Raw genomic sequence first — 16,275 nt, 5'->3', positions numbered from 1 at the left:
TCAAGACAAAAGAACAGAAAAACCACCCCACCCTACGGGCACCCCTCCAAAGGAGGGGAAACCACTGTGTTCTTTTCACTCAGATGAGAAAGCTGAAAACTGAAAACTAATTTTCCCTACTTTTATACTTTCCAAAATACCTATGGCAATAAATAAGACAATCACGATACTGGGCGAAGAAGTGCTGCCCGGCGAAAGCAGAACCATAACCATGGAAATTGCCCGCCTGCATACCATGACTAAACTCAAAATTCCCATAATCGTAGAGCGTTCTAAAATTCCGGGGCCTACGGTACTTTTCAGTGCCGGACTTCATGGCGACGAGATAAACGGTATCGAGATCGTACGCCAGATCATTGTCAGGAAGATCAACAAGCCCAAACGCGGCACCATCATCTGCATACCGGTCATCAATATATTCGGATTTGTGAACCAAAGCCGCGAATTCCCCGACGGGCGCGACCTCAACAGGGTATTCCCCGGAAGCAAAAAAGGTTCGCTTGCCAGCCGATTTGCTTATTACCTGCTTAAAGAGGTGATCCCGAATGTGGATTACTGCATCGATTTTCATGCAGGTGGCGCAAGACGTTTCAATGCGGCACAGATACGCATTGTACCTAACAATCCTGAACTTAAAGAGCTATCCGATGTTTTTAACGCTCCGTTTACGCTTTATTCCAAAAACATACCGGGTTCTTTCCGTAATGCCTGCGACAAAATGGGCGTAAAAATGCTTTTGTTTGAAGGAGGAAAATCACTCGACATTAACCATACCATCACCCATGAGGGCATACAGGGCGCTAAACGTTTCCTTCAGCACTTCGACATGCTTAATCCTTCCAAAAAAGGGCCTGTAGTGAATAACGAAACTATTTACATCGAAAAATCAGGATGGATACGTGCCCGCCATTCGGGGCTTTTCCAGCATAAAGCCCTCGCAGGCGACTTTGTGCATAAAGGCGATGTAATCGCTGTAATAACCGACCCGTTTGGCAAATTTGAGCAAAAAGTAAAAGCCCCTAACGGTGGCTACATTATAAATGCTAATGATGCTGCGATAGTGTACCAGGGTGATGCGATCTTCCACATCTCGCAGAGCTATCAGTTTTAATCAGGCGGTGATTTGGTGATTTGTTATTGGCATGAGTGTCATTCTGACGAAGGAAGAATCTCTATTTACCGCTCTCTTTTTCGATTATTTTTTGTTCGATAAAGTCTTTGTGAAATTTTACTTCCGTAATAATAATTTTATCTATTTCAGAGTCAGTTAATCCAATCCCATATGGTTTTTCATAGATTTTCTGTTTAGTGTTATAAACAGAATACCCTATATCTGAAAATACAAAATTTATACCACTGTAATATTTAAACTCTCCAAATCCTATACTGTTGAAATTGATAAACTCTGTGCTAATACTTATTTCTAAAAGATCATATATAATATCAATCTTAACCGCTGTAAAATCGGAATACCTATTTGTCTCCCTAACTTTGTTATAATTTCCTAAATAATCTTCTTCCATTGCATCTTTAGCGGTGAAAAAAGTAAAATCTACATCAATATAGAATCTTTCAAATTTTAACGATTCCTCAATAAATTTGGCAGAAAGTCTAAAAAAACTATCATTGTAAAATTCGAGTAATGATTCTTCTGATTTACCTTTTTTTGATTTCTCTCCCAACCCTATCAGCCTCTTCTCAAGCAGCGCAATCTCTTTATCAATATCATCCGGTTCCTCAATGCTTTCACCTTGTGCCCCGGCAATCATAATTTCAAGCGAACGGTTCAGATTTTTGGCAATGTATTCTATAAATGCAGTAATATTCCCGGCATCGGCTAATCGCAATGCTGCAAAATAGTTGACTTTATCTTCGGTCTTTATAACAACAGGCGGATAACCAAATTTCATCAATATGAAATTCATCAGAATACGGGCTGTACGCCCATTCCCGTCTTCAAATGGGTGAATGATAATAAACTTATGATGAAACTCTGCTGCGAGAAGAATAGGGTTTACATTCTCCTCTTCAATCTTTTCATTGTACCATGTCATCAGATCCCCCATTTTAGCCGGGGTTTCCTCAGGTGTAGCAAAATAGAAGGTTTCTCCGGTTTCTGTAATTACATGGTTTGATGTGGTTTTATAAGCTTCTAATTTTATGCCTTTTTTTAACTTCTCATCATAAAGGTCATTCAGTAATAGCCTGTGAAGTTCACGTATAAAGCTTTCTGTAAGCGGCCTGTTTCCTTTTACAACTTCAATTACCCAATCAATAGCCTCATTGTGGCCTTTTATCTCAGAATGGTCTTTTAAAGGTTTCCCCTGAGCGGTAATACCAAACATAAGTAATGCTTTGGTCTCGCCATAGGTTAATGAGTTACCTTCAAGGTTATTGGAGTGGTAATTCCAGTCCAAACGGAATTTTTGCATTATCCTGGCTTCCTGCTCTTTGTCAATAGGGCGAAGGCTGTCCAGTAAATTTTTAAGTTCTAATGCTTTTGCTATTTCTTCCATTTGGCTCTATTGAATTGAAATGTAAATATACAAAAATGGTTGTTGTAGAGAAACACACCCCTAACCCCTAACCCCTTCCGCGGCGGCGAAGGGAAACCAGCTTCACTCAACCCGCAGCCCAATAACACGACAACCGTGCAACCTAAATCAGCGGCAGGAAAATATTGAATTCGCTGCCTTCGCCCGGCTGGCTTTTAGCGTTGATGCCTCCGTTATGGTTCTCGACTATCTTTTTGCAAAGCGCGAGGCCTATTCCCGTTCCCGGTGTATTGTCAAGGCGCTTAAACATTTTGAATACCATATCGGCATATTCCTGTTCAAAGCCCTGCCCGTTATCTTTAAAGATTATTTTTATATACGGCACTCCGCTTTTAAAATAGACGGTGTCCAGCACATCGTTTATAGAAACCGGTTCGGCAGTAATACTGATCTCAGGGTTTTTACTTCCAAATTTTATAGCATTGCTAAGAAGATTAGAAAACAATTGGTGCAGCTGAATGGGTATTCCTTTTAGTACAGGCAGCGTTCCTATGGTAAGTTTGATTTTTTTCTGCTCAATAAGCAAATCAAAATCTTCGAGTACATTTTCGAGTATGGCATTTAGGTTAACTACTTCAAACAGTTCATCGGTACTGGAGAGCTGAGAGTACTTGAGAACATCTTTTATCAGGGTTGTCATCCGGCCTGCACTGGCAGTGATCTTATCTATATAGCGCGTTACGGCCTCTTTATCGTCAATGCTGTCCATGAGCATTTCGCTGAAAACCTGTATCTTCCTTAGCGGCTCCTGAAGGTCGTGCGATGCTATATAAGCATATTCTTCGAGCTGCTTATTGCGAAACTCGATGTCGCGGGCATTGTTGCGCAGGCGGTCTTCGGCAAATTTGCGTTCGGTAAGATCGCGGGTTACTTTAGAAAAGCCTATAACATTATAGTTATCATCGTGAAGCGCTGTAATAATAACAGAGCTCCAAAATTTTGTCCCGTCTTTTCTAAGCCTCCAGCCTTCATGTTCGGCCCGTCCGTTAGAGCGGGCATTCTTCAACAGGGCATCCGGCAGATTTTTTTCGCGGTCTTCAAGCAGATAGAATATCCTGAAGTTCTGCCCCAGTACTTCCTCTTCCGTATATCCTTTTATTTTTTGCGCGCCCTTGTTCCAGTTGAGTATGTTACCTTCGGCATCCAGCATAATGATGGCATAATCCTGCACCTCATCAATCATTTTATGATAGCGCTCTTCACTTTGCTTAAGGGTCGCGCTGTTCTCTTCAATCTTTTTGGCAAGGCTAAGCTGAAGGGCCGTTTCTTTTTTCCGCTTTTCGGTAATATCTACCAGCATATTTGCAGCTCCGGCTATTGCTCCGTTGGCATCATAGATCAACGATAAATGAGGCATAACGTGTACAGTAGAACCATCGGGTCGTTCAATAATCAATTCTTCAGCCTCAGGGGCCTTGCCTTCGGCAATCATCGTTGCGAGAGGATGATAGTCCTTTGACAATATATCCCCACTTGCCGAGTATAGTTTCATGGCACCCGTCCATTTTTCAATACCCACATCAGGTTCGCGACCCCAAAGTTCGGCAGCAGCAAGATTGTAAAAAGTAATAGTACCGTCTATGCCACAAGTATACATAGCCACGGGCATGTTTTCGAGTACGGTTCTGTCAAAACCTATACGGCAATAATTGTTTTGGGAAAAAGTGCCTGCACCTGAAGAAAAGGAGTCCTGCATGCTGTCTATGATGTAGTGATAATTTTGGTAAGATAAAGGTAATCAAATTCCTAAAACCCTAAACAAACTAAGGAAAATTTAGCATTTAACTATTTACATCAATAAAAAAAGGCAGCGAACTTTTAGATAATATACTTTCAAGAACAGTAACCAGCCCCGAAAAGCTTGTAGGCTTTACAAGATAATGCGTAGCACCAAGATGCTGAATTTCGTTTACATCTTTAGTAAGCGACGAAGTAGTATATACAATAATAGGAACATCTTTAAGGCGCCTTATTTTTTTAAAGGCTTCCACACATTCCCGCCCCGAAATAAGCGGCATGTTCAGGTCTACGAAAATATAGGACGGCACTACATCGCAGCTATGAACCGCCTCAATAGCTTCACGTCCATTTTTGGCAAAATCGCATACGTAGCCCGCATTGGCTTTTTTTAGAGCCATCGCAAAAATTTCGCGGTCATCCTGGTCATCGTCGATAAGAAAACAAGAGCGGTCGCTCATAGTTGGGGGTTTCGGGGGTTATTGTTGTTGGTTACACGTGACTATAAATTTAAATGAAACAATTGCAACGACCACCTAATCCGTTAAAAAGTTGTTTTTTATCGATAAAATACAGTCTTTCATAGTTGAAAGCTTATGTAAATCGCTTTAATTTGTAAGAATAACCAAACGAAATCAATTATGCTTAACCAATTCTTATTTATAGTCGTCTTATTTTTCATTACAACCATAGGCTACAGTCAAAAGAAAAAAGACACGGTACCTTACACTGTAAGATATACTAAACTCAAGGATTTATACATCAAGGAATTAGATTCTAAAACCCATAGAACTGCCGACAGCCTTTTCCAGGTATTTGCCTATAAGATGACGCCTTATATGTCGATAAATGAGATAGATGAAGAAAACGACTCTTACCCTGACTGGGCAAAAGCAAATATTTATAAAACCGAATTTAAAAATGCAACCGAAGTCCAAAAATTATGGGACGAATATGACGCAGCCAATAATGCAGCCGTTGAAGAAAACAAAGAATACTTTGATTGCCTGCTTGAAACCATACAGTTAGAAGGAGGTGTAGATATGCACATGGCTATTATAAATGAAGTGAGGGAAAAATATCCCCTAAAATATAAGCGTATAAAATTACCTGACCGCAAAAAAAAGGATTTCAATCCTCCACTCCCGTCTTTTCCTAAAAATTAGTCCTTAAGCTTTAAGAGCCTTATAATTAATACATAATTCTTGATGCATTTTACAATTTGCAACGCATTTGCTACTTGTAAATTATAAAATAAAAAACCATTGCCTGTACTTTGTAAGATACAACCACCTAATAGTATCATTATGAAAAACAGCAAATTACTTGCTCTTATTTTATGCGCCACAATCCTGTTTTCGTGTAAAAAAGATAAAGATGAAAACGACACAAAACAAGAACTTGCCGATGTCCTGACAGACCAGGGGTGGCCACGTATTGTTGAAAAAGAAGGGGCAAAACTAGTGTATTACCAACCACAAATAGACGAATGGAAAGATTTTACCCTGTTGAAAGGCCAGCTGGCTTTCTCGATTACCAAAGGTAAGAGAGAAGTACTCGGCATCATGTCGGTCGAGGCCAACACCCTCGTGGATAAAGACAAGCGCCAGGTATATCTTAAGGACAGGAACATTACCGATCTAAGGTTTCCTAGCCTTGCTGCCGACTCAGTTGCCTACTACAGCTCCCTTGTAAAAGATTTATTCCCAAAAAACGGAAACCCAATATCAGTAGACAGACTACTGGCCGAAGTTCAAAAAAACAATCCCGGCACTGCTACCGTAAATGTAAAGAACGACCCTCCGGTAATATTCTTCAGTACATCGCCGGCTGTAATGCTCCTGGTTCCGGGGCAGCCCGCCCTTGCACCCGTAGAAGGTACAAAAATGCAATATGTTGTAAACTCTAACTGGGACCTGTTTCTTGATACTGCCAAAAAAGACTATTACCTGCTGGCAGGAGATATGTGGCTTACAACAAAAAACCTTTCCGGCAGCTGGACGCCTACTTCTTCTTTACCTGCCGACATGAAAAAACTACCTACAGGACAGGGTTTTGATGATGTGCTAAAAGCCGTGCCTGCCCCGGCCATAAAACACGCTGCCCCAAAAGTATTTTACAGCAATAAACCTGCCGAGCTTTTGCTGACGCAGGGCACTCCTAAATATAAATCCATAGCCGGAACGGGATTATCGTATATTGAAAATACCGAAAATGATGTTTTTAAAGAAGATGCTACCAATATAAACTACATACTGCTGTCCGGTCGATGGTTTGAAGCCAAAACGCTTGATGGGCCATGGGCCTATGCCGGAAACAGCCTACCCGAAGGATTTGCAAAAATCCCCGAAAAATCGGCGATGGGACATGTATTGTCTTCGGTACCGGGAACACAACAGGCTACCGATGCTGTTTTACTTGCCCAGGTGCCTACTACCGCAATCGTAAAAAAAGCCGAAGTAGAAAAAAAAGTAAAAGTGCATTATGACGGCGATCCTCAATTTAAGCCTATTGAAAAAACCAACCTTCAATATGCTACTAATACACAGGAAAAAGTAATAAAAGTGGGCGATTTATACTACCTGTGCTTTCAGGGAGTATGGTTTATGTCTACCAAAGCCGATGGCCCCTGGAAAACCGCAACATCTGTTCCTAACGAGATCTATAACATACCCCCAAGTTCACCGGTGTATAACGTAACCTATGTTACCCAAACCGTTGTAGATGAAGACACCGTAGAGAGTAATGCCGCGGCAGGCTATTTCGGGATGTTTGTTGTTGGGGCAACCATGGGTGCAATGCTTTGTTATGGCACCGGCTTTTATTATCCTCCTTATATGTATTGGGGGCCAATGTATCCCTACCCGGTGTACAGGCCGTGGCCCATGACCTATGGTGCCGGCGCTATCTATAACCCTTACACGGGCGGTTTTGCCGCAGGACGCAGGGTATATGGCCCTTATGGTGCAGCGGGAACATCGGCGTGGTACAATCCTTCGACAGGCAGGTATGGCCGTTCGGCAAGCGTCCAGGGCTGGTATGGCGGCAGGACATCGGCAAGTGCCTATAACCCATGGACAGGCGGCTATGCACATACCAATCAGGGGCATAATGCCTACTCCCAATGGGGCAGCTCAGTAGCATCAAGAGGAAATGACTGGGTAAAGACCGGGCATATAGCTACCGGTAACGGAGGCGCATTTGCTTACCAGACTTCAGGCGGAAAAGAAGGGGTAATAACACGGGGGCCGGGCGGAAACACAAGAATTCATACCAACAACGGTGTATATGCAGGCCATGACGGCAATGTTTATAAGAAAGACAATTCCGGCCAATGGAGCAAATACAACAATGGCAGTTGGGATAATGTCGCCCACAACAAACCGTCGGCAACGCCACACAAAGACAACCTGAGCGGAGCAACCCGAAATAACGGTGTTGCCAACAGGCAGGCATCAGGCGCAGCAGCAAACAGGCCATCGGCAGCGATAAAGCAAAACCCGGCACATGCAGGAGAAACACGCCAATTGCCCGAAAGAGCAGCAGGACAAAACCTGGGAGGAGAGACACGTAAACTACCGGATCGTGACCTGGGCAATGCTTCACGCCAAATGCCGGACAGGAATTTGGGTGGCGCTACAAACAACATGGGCGACAGGACCATGCCCGATAGAAACCAAACGAACCATAGCGACGTAATGAACAACCTTGAACGATCTGATGCGGCAAGGCAAAGGGGCGAACAGCAAACCCAGCGCTTTGACAATTTTGAGCATAACAGAGGCAGCAACAGCGGTTTCGGCGGTGGCATGCACGGTGGTGGTGGTTTCCGCGGCGGCGGTGGCTTCAGGGGCAGGCATTAAATATTCTTCAATAACCTATACTAAAAAAGGCCTCTGCTAGTAAGCAGAGGCCTTTTGTTCTTCATAGTAATTATAGTGTTAATCCATACTGCAGTTAGTGCCATTGGCAATAGCTGCTGCCGAAGGATTGTGTAGATTGTTTGAAATGACAACATCACTCCAAAAAGTTCCGTTAGCCATTACAGGCTGAATGGCGCAGAGATTTGAAAGTGCAACATTATCTTTAATTAATACCTCTCCCTTAAACGAAATGATATTCTCAAGCCCGGCAAGAGATTTCAAAGCATCATTCTTAATAATAGCGAGATTATATATAGGCATCGAATAAGCCTCATCATCAATAATCTGTGTAATACCACTTAGGTGCTGTAAGGTCGTAAGTGCAGGATTATCGTTTATAGTAATACTTTTTACCGAAGTCAGATTTTGCAATCCGTTAAGTGATGGTAATAATGGATTGCCAAGTATCGTAAGACCATTTAGTTTTGTTACTCCTTCAAGCCCATGCAAAGATGTAAGGCCAAGGTTATACATAGAAGAAAAACCGGAAAGCTCATTAACATTGCTCAGTGCCTGTATATCTGTAAGTGCAAAATTGCCCGAAACATCTATTCCGCCCGCTTTGGTAAGATTGTTTAAGCCCTCAAGTGAAACCAGATTGTAATTATATTCAATATCAATACTTCCTGCAGATGTAAGGTTCTCAAGCCCCTTCAGATTAAGAAGGCCGTCATTTCTAAATATTTCAAAGGCTTTTACATAAACAAGGCTTTGAAGGCCGGACATATCTTTCAGCCCATGGCAGTAGCTTATACGCAAAGCCCCGTTTATATCCTTCAGCCCTGAAATACCTTGAAGACTTGTAAGCTGTTGATTTTCATACAGCTCTACATCTCCCCCTACCGTTTTTATATTCTCAAGCCCGTGCAGACTTGTTAATCCAACATTGTCACGAATTCGCAAAAAACTCGCGACCTCGGTAATAGTAGAGAGTCCCGAAAGATTTGTTATATCCTTACCGTCTATAATGCTAAGAGAAGCAGCAAGTTTTTTATAACCTAAAGCAGCAAAAGAATCTACCTCGGCCTGATTGTGTAGAAACACAACATCAGGGCAGGTGTCAGCATCAAATTGCTGGCCATTGTAATTGTTGTTTGAATCATCATCGCTGCAGGCAAAAGACAAAGCACCACAGCAAATAAGGAGTAGTAATTTTTTCATTGGTTTTAGATTGTTGGTTTTTATAAAGATACACAATCTTTATGCCAAAAAACAGAAAAGATTTACATTCGTTTTTTCAAAAACAGTACATTTATCAATTCACAAACCAAACTAAAATGACTAAAACATTACTACTGCTACTGGCATTACTGGCTTTCTCAATCAATGGTTTTAGCCAGGGCGGGGAGAAAAAAGAAAAGCCTAAAGGCCGTGTACCAAGTGAAGAGCGTTACAAAAAAATGAAAGCACTCTACATACAACAGTTGGATTCTGAGACTCACAAGGCAGCCGACAGCCTGTTTCAGCTATTTGCATATAAAACAACTCCGGAAGTTAAGCTAAAGGACATTACTACTAATGGAACGGATTACCTCACGTGGATAAAAGAAAACCTGTCTAAAACAGAGTTTAAAGATTTTGACGAAGCCAAAAAGCTTTGGGACAATTATACACTGGCACAGTTTCGGGATATAGAGGCAAACAAAGAATATGATAACTATCGCAAAGAACTATTGAGGTCAGACGTGGGAGTCGATATCTACATCAAAGCTCTGGATGATGTAAGAGACGAACATCCCGAAAAGTTTAAACAGTTAAAGCTTCCCAAACGCAAGAAAAAGAGCGATTTTTATCCTAAACTGCCCGGTCAATAAAGTACGCTTTGTTATCCTGACAAGAATCTAAAATTGTATCAACATCAGATTCTTCACTCCGCTGCGCTGCGTTCAGAATGACACGTAGCACTTTGTCATCCTGAGGAACGAAGGATCTAAACTTACACTGATTTCTTAAACAATAGGGCATCGCCACGTTTGGCGGTTTCCCTAAAGCCAAGTTCTTTATAAAAATTTTGCAAAGCAGTATCGGCAGGCTTCACCTCAGCCCAAATACTGTCATGCTTGCGTTGTGCCGCAATCTCAAGGGCGCGGTTAAGCAGTTTTTGGTTCCCTTCTTCGTTGGCCGATGGTATGGTACGTTCGATATACAAAGGTTTTCCGCCTTCAGCTTCTACCGGGATATTAGCCGAAACCAAAACTATCAGTGCCAAATGTTCTTCTACCCTGTCCTCATCTTCACCCGTTACGTCAAAGCTCATCAGCCACTCGCGGGTAAACGAGTTGGCTTTGTTCAAAAATGCCGAAACGGTATTCTCCTTATCGGTATCCTGTTGTTTTGAGATGGTATAGTAGGCGTTGGCCATTTCGGCTACTTTGTAAGCGTTCTCTTCGTTGGCAACTATGAATTTGGCTATGATGGGCATATGTTTGGTAATGAGATGTTAGATATTAGTAGTGAGATCGCAGATAGAAGTTCTTTCGTCTCAATTCTCAATAACAAAAGTAGCAAATTATTATGGCTTATGGTTGTACTATAGTCCCATTTACCTGTACATATCACGCATTTTGGCATATTAAAAAAGCCCACCGGCACTACCGGTAGGCTTATTGTAATTAACTTAGCACAAAATCATTTTTTGATTATTATTGCACGATTTCTCCCCAAAGAAATACCTGCGATAGTATATTAATCAGTAATGTAAAAGTTCTAATTCTTGGCAAAGATACATAATATGTAAGAATTAATCTATACGCTGTTTATGTAAAATGAAGAAAACGCTTCATGTACCCAATCTATTTACTCTTTTATAAACTTTAAATTCTGGATTCCCTCTTTAGACGAAACCGTTAAAAAATACATACCCTGCGGTAGTTTCTCTACATTAAGCTGCGCGTTATTATCCTTTTGCAAAAGCACTACTTTGCCTGTCATATCAGTAACCGTAAGGCTTTCTATATTTAGGTTCTCGGCATTCGCCAAATTCAGCGTGCTTGATGTCGGGTTAGGGTAAAGTGATATTTGAGTAAGGGTGTTGTTGTTGAGGCTTGCGGTAGTATTGCTGCCTAAATAGCGTAACAGTAAAAAATTATATTCTTCGCTCGTAGGTAGCAGTACCATACCGGCAACAATAATTTTACCATCGGGCTGTACAGTAACATCATTAACCTGATGATAATAGCTTCCTAAAGAGGTCTTTGCAACTCCGTTAACGCCAAAACTCATATCCTGCATACCAGTACTGTTAAACCGTACTACATTAAAATTATTACTGCTGTTGTCCTGCCCTGCACCTACTATCATACCATCAGAATGTACAGTGATTTTGAATATCTCTTCTCCCCCTGGGTTAAACGGAATTACTGTTCCGCTTAATCCAAAAGTAAGATCGGGAGTGCCATCATAGTTTAACCGGGTTATTGCAAATTCTGCCCCTGTTGTCTCTGAAGTTGACGACCCTCCGCCGGCTACAATTTTTCCATCGGCCTGGAGCACCATGTCACGAATGGCATAATCCAATTCGCCGTTTGTCAATTGTACAATTCCGCCCTGACCAAAGGTAGGATCTAACACCCCTGTCTCGTCAAATCGCTTTAATGTCGTAAATGTGCCTATGAACGAAGTAGCGGTAGTAAATATAGCAAACACCGTTTTACCGTCAGGATAACAAACAGACGATGACGGATATTGACTTGCAGCTTCGCCAACATAACCCTCGTATCCATAGGTGGTATCTACTATGCCATCAGCATTGAATTTTACCGCAAATATTCCCCAAGTGTTTTCGGCACCCGCAATAAGCCCAGTAACTATAATTTTTCCATCGGTCAATACCGTTGCGCAGTGTGGAATAAGAGGTATTGTACCCGAAGCTGCACCCGGATAAAAATAAACGGCTCCATTGGTCCCAAAGTCGACATCTATTGTACCGTTTGCAGTAAAACGTGCTAAAAATACATTTTTTGCGTTGGTATGTCCGCATACCAGTATTTTGCCATCGGGCTGTATCGTGATATTTGTTGGGTTATGATGAGGATATCCAATAGCGTTAGAAACTTCTCCCTGACCCCCAAATGTAGCATCCAATGTACCGTCACTATTATAGCGCTTTACACACGCCCTGCCCAACCTTTCTCCGGCAGCGAGTATTTTTCCGTTGTCCAGGACGGTTACGGCTCTGGCAACTTCCCCTATTCCCGAGGTGCCGGGAACATTTGAGATGCCATTTGCTCCAAAGGAAGCATCAAGTGTACCTGCCTGAGCAAATAATCCATTTGTATGGCAACACAACAGTAGTACTAAAAGTAGAAGTTTTTTCATAATATCGTTTTACTATTTAAACAGTAAAATTAAATACACGCACGATCAGGAAGGCTAGGTATAAAGTGGTAATTGAAGATTATAACCCTATAGGGTTATAACTACTTATAAAGAATTCAAACATTACTTTAAAAATTTATCAAAAATCCCCTTACAAAATTCACAATCCCGCTATTCTATTAGGTTATTCATCTCTTTTGTCGGTCGCATAAAAAAAATCGTTACTTTCGCAAATCGATTTTTTAGACGTATTGTAATGAGTAAGAAGTTTACTGAATATAAGGGACTTGACCTGCCAACAGTAGCGGGAGAGGTACTTAATTTCTGGAAGGAAGAGAAGATTTTTGATAAGAGCGTAACGACCCGTGAGGGCAAACCGCAATATGTATTTTTTGAAGGGCCTCCTTCGGCAAATGGCCTTCCGGGCATTCACCACGTGATGGCACGTGCCATTAAGGATATTTTTTGCCGTTACCAAACCCAAAAAGGCTACCAGGTAAAACGTAAAGCAGGATGGGATACCCACGGCCTTCCGGTAGAGCTTGGAACCGAAAAAGAATTGGGGATTACTAAAGAAGACATCGGTACTAAAATTACCGTAGAAGAATATAACGAAGCCTGTAAGCGCACTGTAATGCGCTACACCGACGTATGGAATGACCTTACCGAAAAAATGGGGTACTGGGTAGACATGAACGATCCTTATGTTACCTACAAGCCAAAATACATGGAATCGGTTTGGTGGTTATTAAAGCAGATTTACGACAAAGGCCTTCTATACAAAGGCTACACCATACAGCCGTATTCGCCTAAAGCGGGTACAGGACTGAGCTCGCACGAAGTAAACCAGCCCGGCGCTTACCGCGACGTGACCGATACTACCATCGTGGCGCAGTTCAAGGTTAAAAAGGAAAGCCTTACTAATTTATATTCTGTATTTAAGGGGCAGATTCTTAAAACAATTGCTTCAAATTATGGAATTGAGTCATTAAAAGATGTCCATTTTTTAGCATGGACGACTACTCCGTGGACACTTCCATCGAATACAGCATTGACTGTAGGGCCAAACATCGACTATGTTTTGGTGAAGACCTTTAACCAGTACACATTTGAACCTATCAATGTGGTATTGGCTAAAAACCTTGTAGGCAAGCAGTTTGGCAAAGCCTATGTAGAGACTTCAAACGATGAAGATTTCGCTAACTATAAAGGCGGCGACAAAACCATACCATATACCATTTTGGCAGAAGCCAAAGGGAAAGACCTTGTAGGTATCCGTTACGAGCAGCTATTACCATTCGTACTGCCTGACCAAAATCCTGAGAATGCCTTCCGCGTTATATCGGGTGACTTCGTTACTACCGAAGACGGTACAGGTATCGTGCACACTGCTCCTACTTTTGGTGCTGATGATGCCAAGGTAGCCAAAGAAGCTAAACCTGAAGTACCGCCAATGTTGGTACAGGATGCTAACGGAACCCTTGTTCCGCTGGTTGACCTTCAGGGTAAATTTACTGCTCATGTTGATACGTTGGAGAATCCTAACGGAGCTCCGCTGAAACTGGCAGGCAAATATGTGAAAAACGAATACTATGATGCCGGAACTGCTCCTGAGCGTTCGGCTGACGTTGAAATATCCATCTACCTGAAAGAAAACAACAAGGCTTTCAAGGTAGAAAAATATGTACACAGCTATCCGCACTCATGGAGAACAGATGAGCCCTTGCTATACTACCCGCTTGACAGCTGGTTCATTAAAGTGACCGATGTTAAAGACCGTATGTTCGACCTTAACGACACCATCAACTGGAAGCCAAAGTCTACCGGAGAGGGCCGTTTTGGCAACTGGCTGAAAAACGCTAACGACTGGAATCTTTCACGTTCGCGTTACTGGGGTATTCCGCTTCCTATCTGGAGAACGGAAGACAAAACCGAAGAAATGATCATTGGCTCTGCCGAAGAGCTATACAACGAGATCGAAAAAGCTATTGCAGCAGGCGTTCAGTCAGAGAACCCGTTTACAGGCTTTAAGCCGGGCGATATGAGCGAGTCTAACTACGACCTTATCGACCTGCACAAAAATGTGGTAGATGCTATCACACTGCTTTCGCCGTCAGGCAAGCCTATGAAGCGCGAAAGCGACCTTATAGACGTGTGGTTTGACAGTGGCGCGATGCCGTATGCACAGTGGCACTACCCGTTTGAGAACAAAGAGCTTATCGACAATAACGAATCTTTCCCTGCCGACTTTATCGCAGAGGGTGTAGACCAGACACGCGGATGGTTCTATACGCTGCATGCAATCGGTACATTGGTATTCGACCAGGTAGCTTATAAAAATGTGGTTTCTAACGGACTTGTTCTTGACAAGAACGGACAGAAAATGTCGAAACGCCTTGGCAATGCTGTAGACCCGTTCACTACCCTTGCTGAGTATGGCCCTGATGCTACGCGCTGGTACATGATCGCAAACGCTAACCCATGGGACAACCTTAAATTTGACATTGAAGGTGTTGCCGAAGTAAGACGTAAGTTCTTCGGCACACTATATAACACCTACTCATTCTTTGCGCTTTACGCGAACATTGACGGCTTCTCATACAGTGAGCCAGAAGTACCGCTTAACGAAAGGCCTGAGATTGACCGTTGGATATTATCAGAACTGAATACACTTATAAAAGACGTAGACAGCTTCTATGCCGACTATGAGCCTACACGTGCTGCAAGGGCAATATCCGATTTCGTTCAGGAAAACCTGAGTAACTGGTACGTGCGTTTATGCCGCCGCCGTTTCTGGAAAGGCGAATATGCACAGGATAAAATTGCCGCTTACCAAACCCTATATACCTGTCTTGTAGCTATTTCCAAGCTGGGTGCGCCAATAGCGCCATTCTTCATGGACAGGCTTTATAAAGATTTAACACAAGCTTCACAGCAAGAGGGCTTTGAAAGTGTACATTTGGCCGATTTTCCAACGTATGCTGATAACTTTGTTGATAAATCGCTGGAAAGCAGGATGCAGAAGGCTCAGACTATTTCGTCACTTGTACTTTCACTAAGGAAGAAAGAGATGATAAAAGTACGCCAGCCATTGCAAAAGGTAATGATACCAGTGCTTGACGCGAATCAGAAGGCAGAGATTGAGGCAGTTGCAGAGCTTATAAAAGCCGAAGTAAACGTGAAAGAAGTAGTACTGATGGATGATGCATCGGGCGTGCTTGTGAAGCAGATCAAGCCTAATTTTAAGGCACTTGGACCACGCTTCGGTAAAGATATGGGATTGATTTCCAAAGAGATACAAAGCTTCTCTCAGGAACAGATCAATCAGATTGACAAGAACGGGACTATCGCTGTTGAAGTATCAGGAAAAAGTGTAAATTTAACTCTTGAGGATGTAGAGATAACATCGCAGGATATCCCGGGATGGCTGGTAGCAAATGCAGGCGGTATTACCGTAGCATTAGACATCACACTGACGGAAGAACTTAAGAAAGAAGGTATTGCTAGAGAGTTGGTTAACAGGATCCAGAACATCCGAAAAGACAGTGGCTTCGAAGTTACCGACAGAATTAAAGTTACCATTAAAGACAATAAAATCCTACAGGATGCCGTTATAGCGAATGAGGATTACATTAAGAGTGAAACACTTACCGACGAGATCACATTTGCTGATGATGTGGCTAACGGTACGGAAATAGAATTTGACGAAATAAAAACCTTATTATTAATTTCAAAATAAGTTG

The 16,275-nt window shown here is 42.3% G+C and carries 11 protein-coding genes; 5 read left to right on the top strand and 6 right to left on the bottom strand.

Annotated features, from left to right (window positions below; all coding sequences use genetic code 11):
* Positions 1–142: 142 nt before the first annotated feature.
* Positions 143–1,111, top strand: a complete 969-nt coding sequence (locus ACX0HA_RS04790) for a succinylglutamate desuccinylase/aspartoacylase family protein (protein ID WP_458844129.1) — start codon at positions 143–145, stop codon at positions 1,109–1,111.
* Between the two features lie 61 nt (positions 1,112–1,172).
* Here ACX0HA_RS04790 and ACX0HA_RS04785 read toward each other — a convergent pair whose 3' ends face one another.
* The 3 genes from ACX0HA_RS04785 to ACX0HA_RS04775 all read right to left on the bottom strand — a co-directional run bounded on the left by ACX0HA_RS04785 (position 1,173) and on the right by ACX0HA_RS04775 (position 4,753).
* Entirely contained in the window at positions 1,173–2,516 is a 1,344-nt protein-coding gene (locus ACX0HA_RS04785; protein ID WP_458844128.1) for a Fic family protein, read from the bottom strand.
* Positions 2,517–2,658: 142 nt separating this feature from the next.
* A complete protein-coding gene (locus tag ACX0HA_RS04780) occupies positions 2,659–4,251 on the bottom strand; it encodes a PAS domain S-box protein (RefSeq protein WP_458844127.1) in 1,593 nt (530 codons plus the stop codon).
* An 85-nt stretch (positions 4,252–4,336) separates the two neighbouring features.
* A complete protein-coding gene (locus ACX0HA_RS04775) occupies positions 4,337–4,753 on the bottom strand; it encodes a response regulator (RefSeq protein ID WP_458844126.1) in 417 nt (138 codons plus the stop codon).
* A gap of 180 nt (positions 4,754–4,933) precedes the next feature.
* Between ACX0HA_RS04775 and ACX0HA_RS04770 the strand changes: the two genes are divergently transcribed.
* Both ACX0HA_RS04770 and ACX0HA_RS04765 read left to right on the top strand, forming a co-directional pair.
* A complete protein-coding gene (locus ACX0HA_RS04770) occupies positions 4,934–5,458 on the top strand; it encodes a hypothetical protein (RefSeq protein ID WP_458844125.1) in 525 nt (174 codons plus the stop codon).
* 141 nt (positions 5,459–5,599) lie between these two features.
* Entirely contained in the window at positions 5,600–8,155 is a 2,556-nt protein-coding gene (locus ACX0HA_RS04765) for a hypothetical protein (RefSeq protein ID WP_458844124.1), read from the top strand.
* A gap of 78 nt (positions 8,156–8,233) precedes the next feature.
* On the opposite strand, the gene ACX0HA_RS04760 is transcribed toward ACX0HA_RS04765, so the two are convergent.
* Positions 8,234–9,376, bottom strand: a complete 1,143-nt coding sequence (locus ACX0HA_RS04760) for a hypothetical protein (RefSeq protein ID WP_458844123.1) — start codon at positions 9,374–9,376, stop codon at positions 8,234–8,236.
* A 116-nt stretch (positions 9,377–9,492) separates the two neighbouring features.
* On the opposite strand from ACX0HA_RS04760, the gene ACX0HA_RS04755 reads away from it, so the two are divergent.
* Positions 9,493–10,029, top strand: a complete 537-nt coding sequence (locus tag ACX0HA_RS04755; RefSeq protein ID WP_458844122.1) for a hypothetical protein — start codon at positions 9,493–9,495, stop codon at positions 10,027–10,029.
* A gap of 122 nt (positions 10,030–10,151) precedes the next feature.
* Here the strand turns inward: ACX0HA_RS04755 and ACX0HA_RS04750 are convergent, their stop codons facing one another.
* Together ACX0HA_RS04750 and ACX0HA_RS04745 are read right to left on the bottom strand one after the other, a co-directional pair.
* Positions 10,152–10,637 (bottom strand): GNAT family N-acetyltransferase, encoded by a 486-nt coding sequence (locus tag ACX0HA_RS04750; protein WP_458844121.1) that lies wholly within the window; start codon positions 10,635–10,637, stop codon positions 10,152–10,154.
* A 374-nt stretch (positions 10,638–11,011) separates the two neighbouring features.
* Complete coding sequence (locus ACX0HA_RS04745) at positions 11,012–12,532, bottom strand: T9SS type A sorting domain-containing protein (RefSeq protein ID WP_458844120.1); 1,521 nt, start codon at positions 12,530–12,532, stop codon at positions 11,012–11,014.
* A 256-nt stretch (positions 12,533–12,788) separates the two neighbouring features.
* On the opposite strand from ACX0HA_RS04745, the gene ileS reads away from it, so the two are divergent.
* Entirely contained in the window at positions 12,789–16,271 is a 3,483-nt protein-coding gene (gene ileS / locus ACX0HA_RS04740; RefSeq protein ID WP_458844119.1) for an isoleucine--tRNA ligase, read from the top strand.
* Positions 16,272–16,275 lie beyond the last annotated feature (4 nt).

This window comes from Flavobacterium hauense (assembly GCF_054457175.1).
The sequence above is the reverse complement of the archived record's forward strand: the minus strand, read 5'-3'. Positions and strand labels throughout refer to the sequence as shown.

Bases quoted from the DNA above. Each gene is read 5' to 3' on its own strand.
- ACX0HA_RS04755 (WP_458844122.1), top strand. From the start codon at position 9,493: ATGACTAAAACATTACTACTGCTACTGGCATTACTGGCTTTCTCAATC.
- ACX0HA_RS04780 (WP_458844127.1), bottom strand. From the start codon at position 4,251: ATGCAGGACTCCTTTTCTTCAGGTGCAGGCACTTTTTCCCAAAACAAT.
- ACX0HA_RS04775 (WP_458844126.1), bottom strand. From the start codon at position 4,753: ATGAGCGACCGCTCTTGTTTTCTTATCGACGATGACCAGGATGACCGC.
- ACX0HA_RS04750 (WP_458844121.1), bottom strand. From the start codon at position 10,637: ATGCCCATCATAGCCAAATTCATAGTTGCCAACGAAGAGAACGCTTAC.
- ACX0HA_RS04770 (WP_458844125.1), top strand. From the start codon at position 4,934: ATGCTTAACCAATTCTTATTTATAGTCGTCTTATTTTTCATTACAACC.
- ACX0HA_RS04785 (WP_458844128.1), bottom strand. From the start codon at position 2,516: ATGGAAGAAATAGCAAAAGCATTAGAACTTAAAAATTTACTGGACAGC.
- ACX0HA_RS04790 (WP_458844129.1), top strand. From the start codon at position 143: ATGGCAATAAATAAGACAATCACGATACTGGGCGAAGAAGTGCTGCCC.
- ACX0HA_RS04760 (WP_458844123.1), bottom strand. From the start codon at position 9,376: ATGAAAAAATTACTACTCCTTATTTGCTGTGGTGCTTTGTCTTTTGCC.
- ileS (WP_458844119.1), top strand. From the start codon at position 12,789: ATGAGTAAGAAGTTTACTGAATATAAGGGACTTGACCTGCCAACAGTA.
- ACX0HA_RS04745 (WP_458844120.1), bottom strand. From the start codon at position 12,532: ATGAAAAAACTTCTACTTTTAGTACTACTGTTGTGTTGCCATACAAAT.
- ACX0HA_RS04765 (WP_458844124.1), top strand. From the start codon at position 5,600: ATGAAAAACAGCAAATTACTTGCTCTTATTTTATGCGCCACAATCCTG.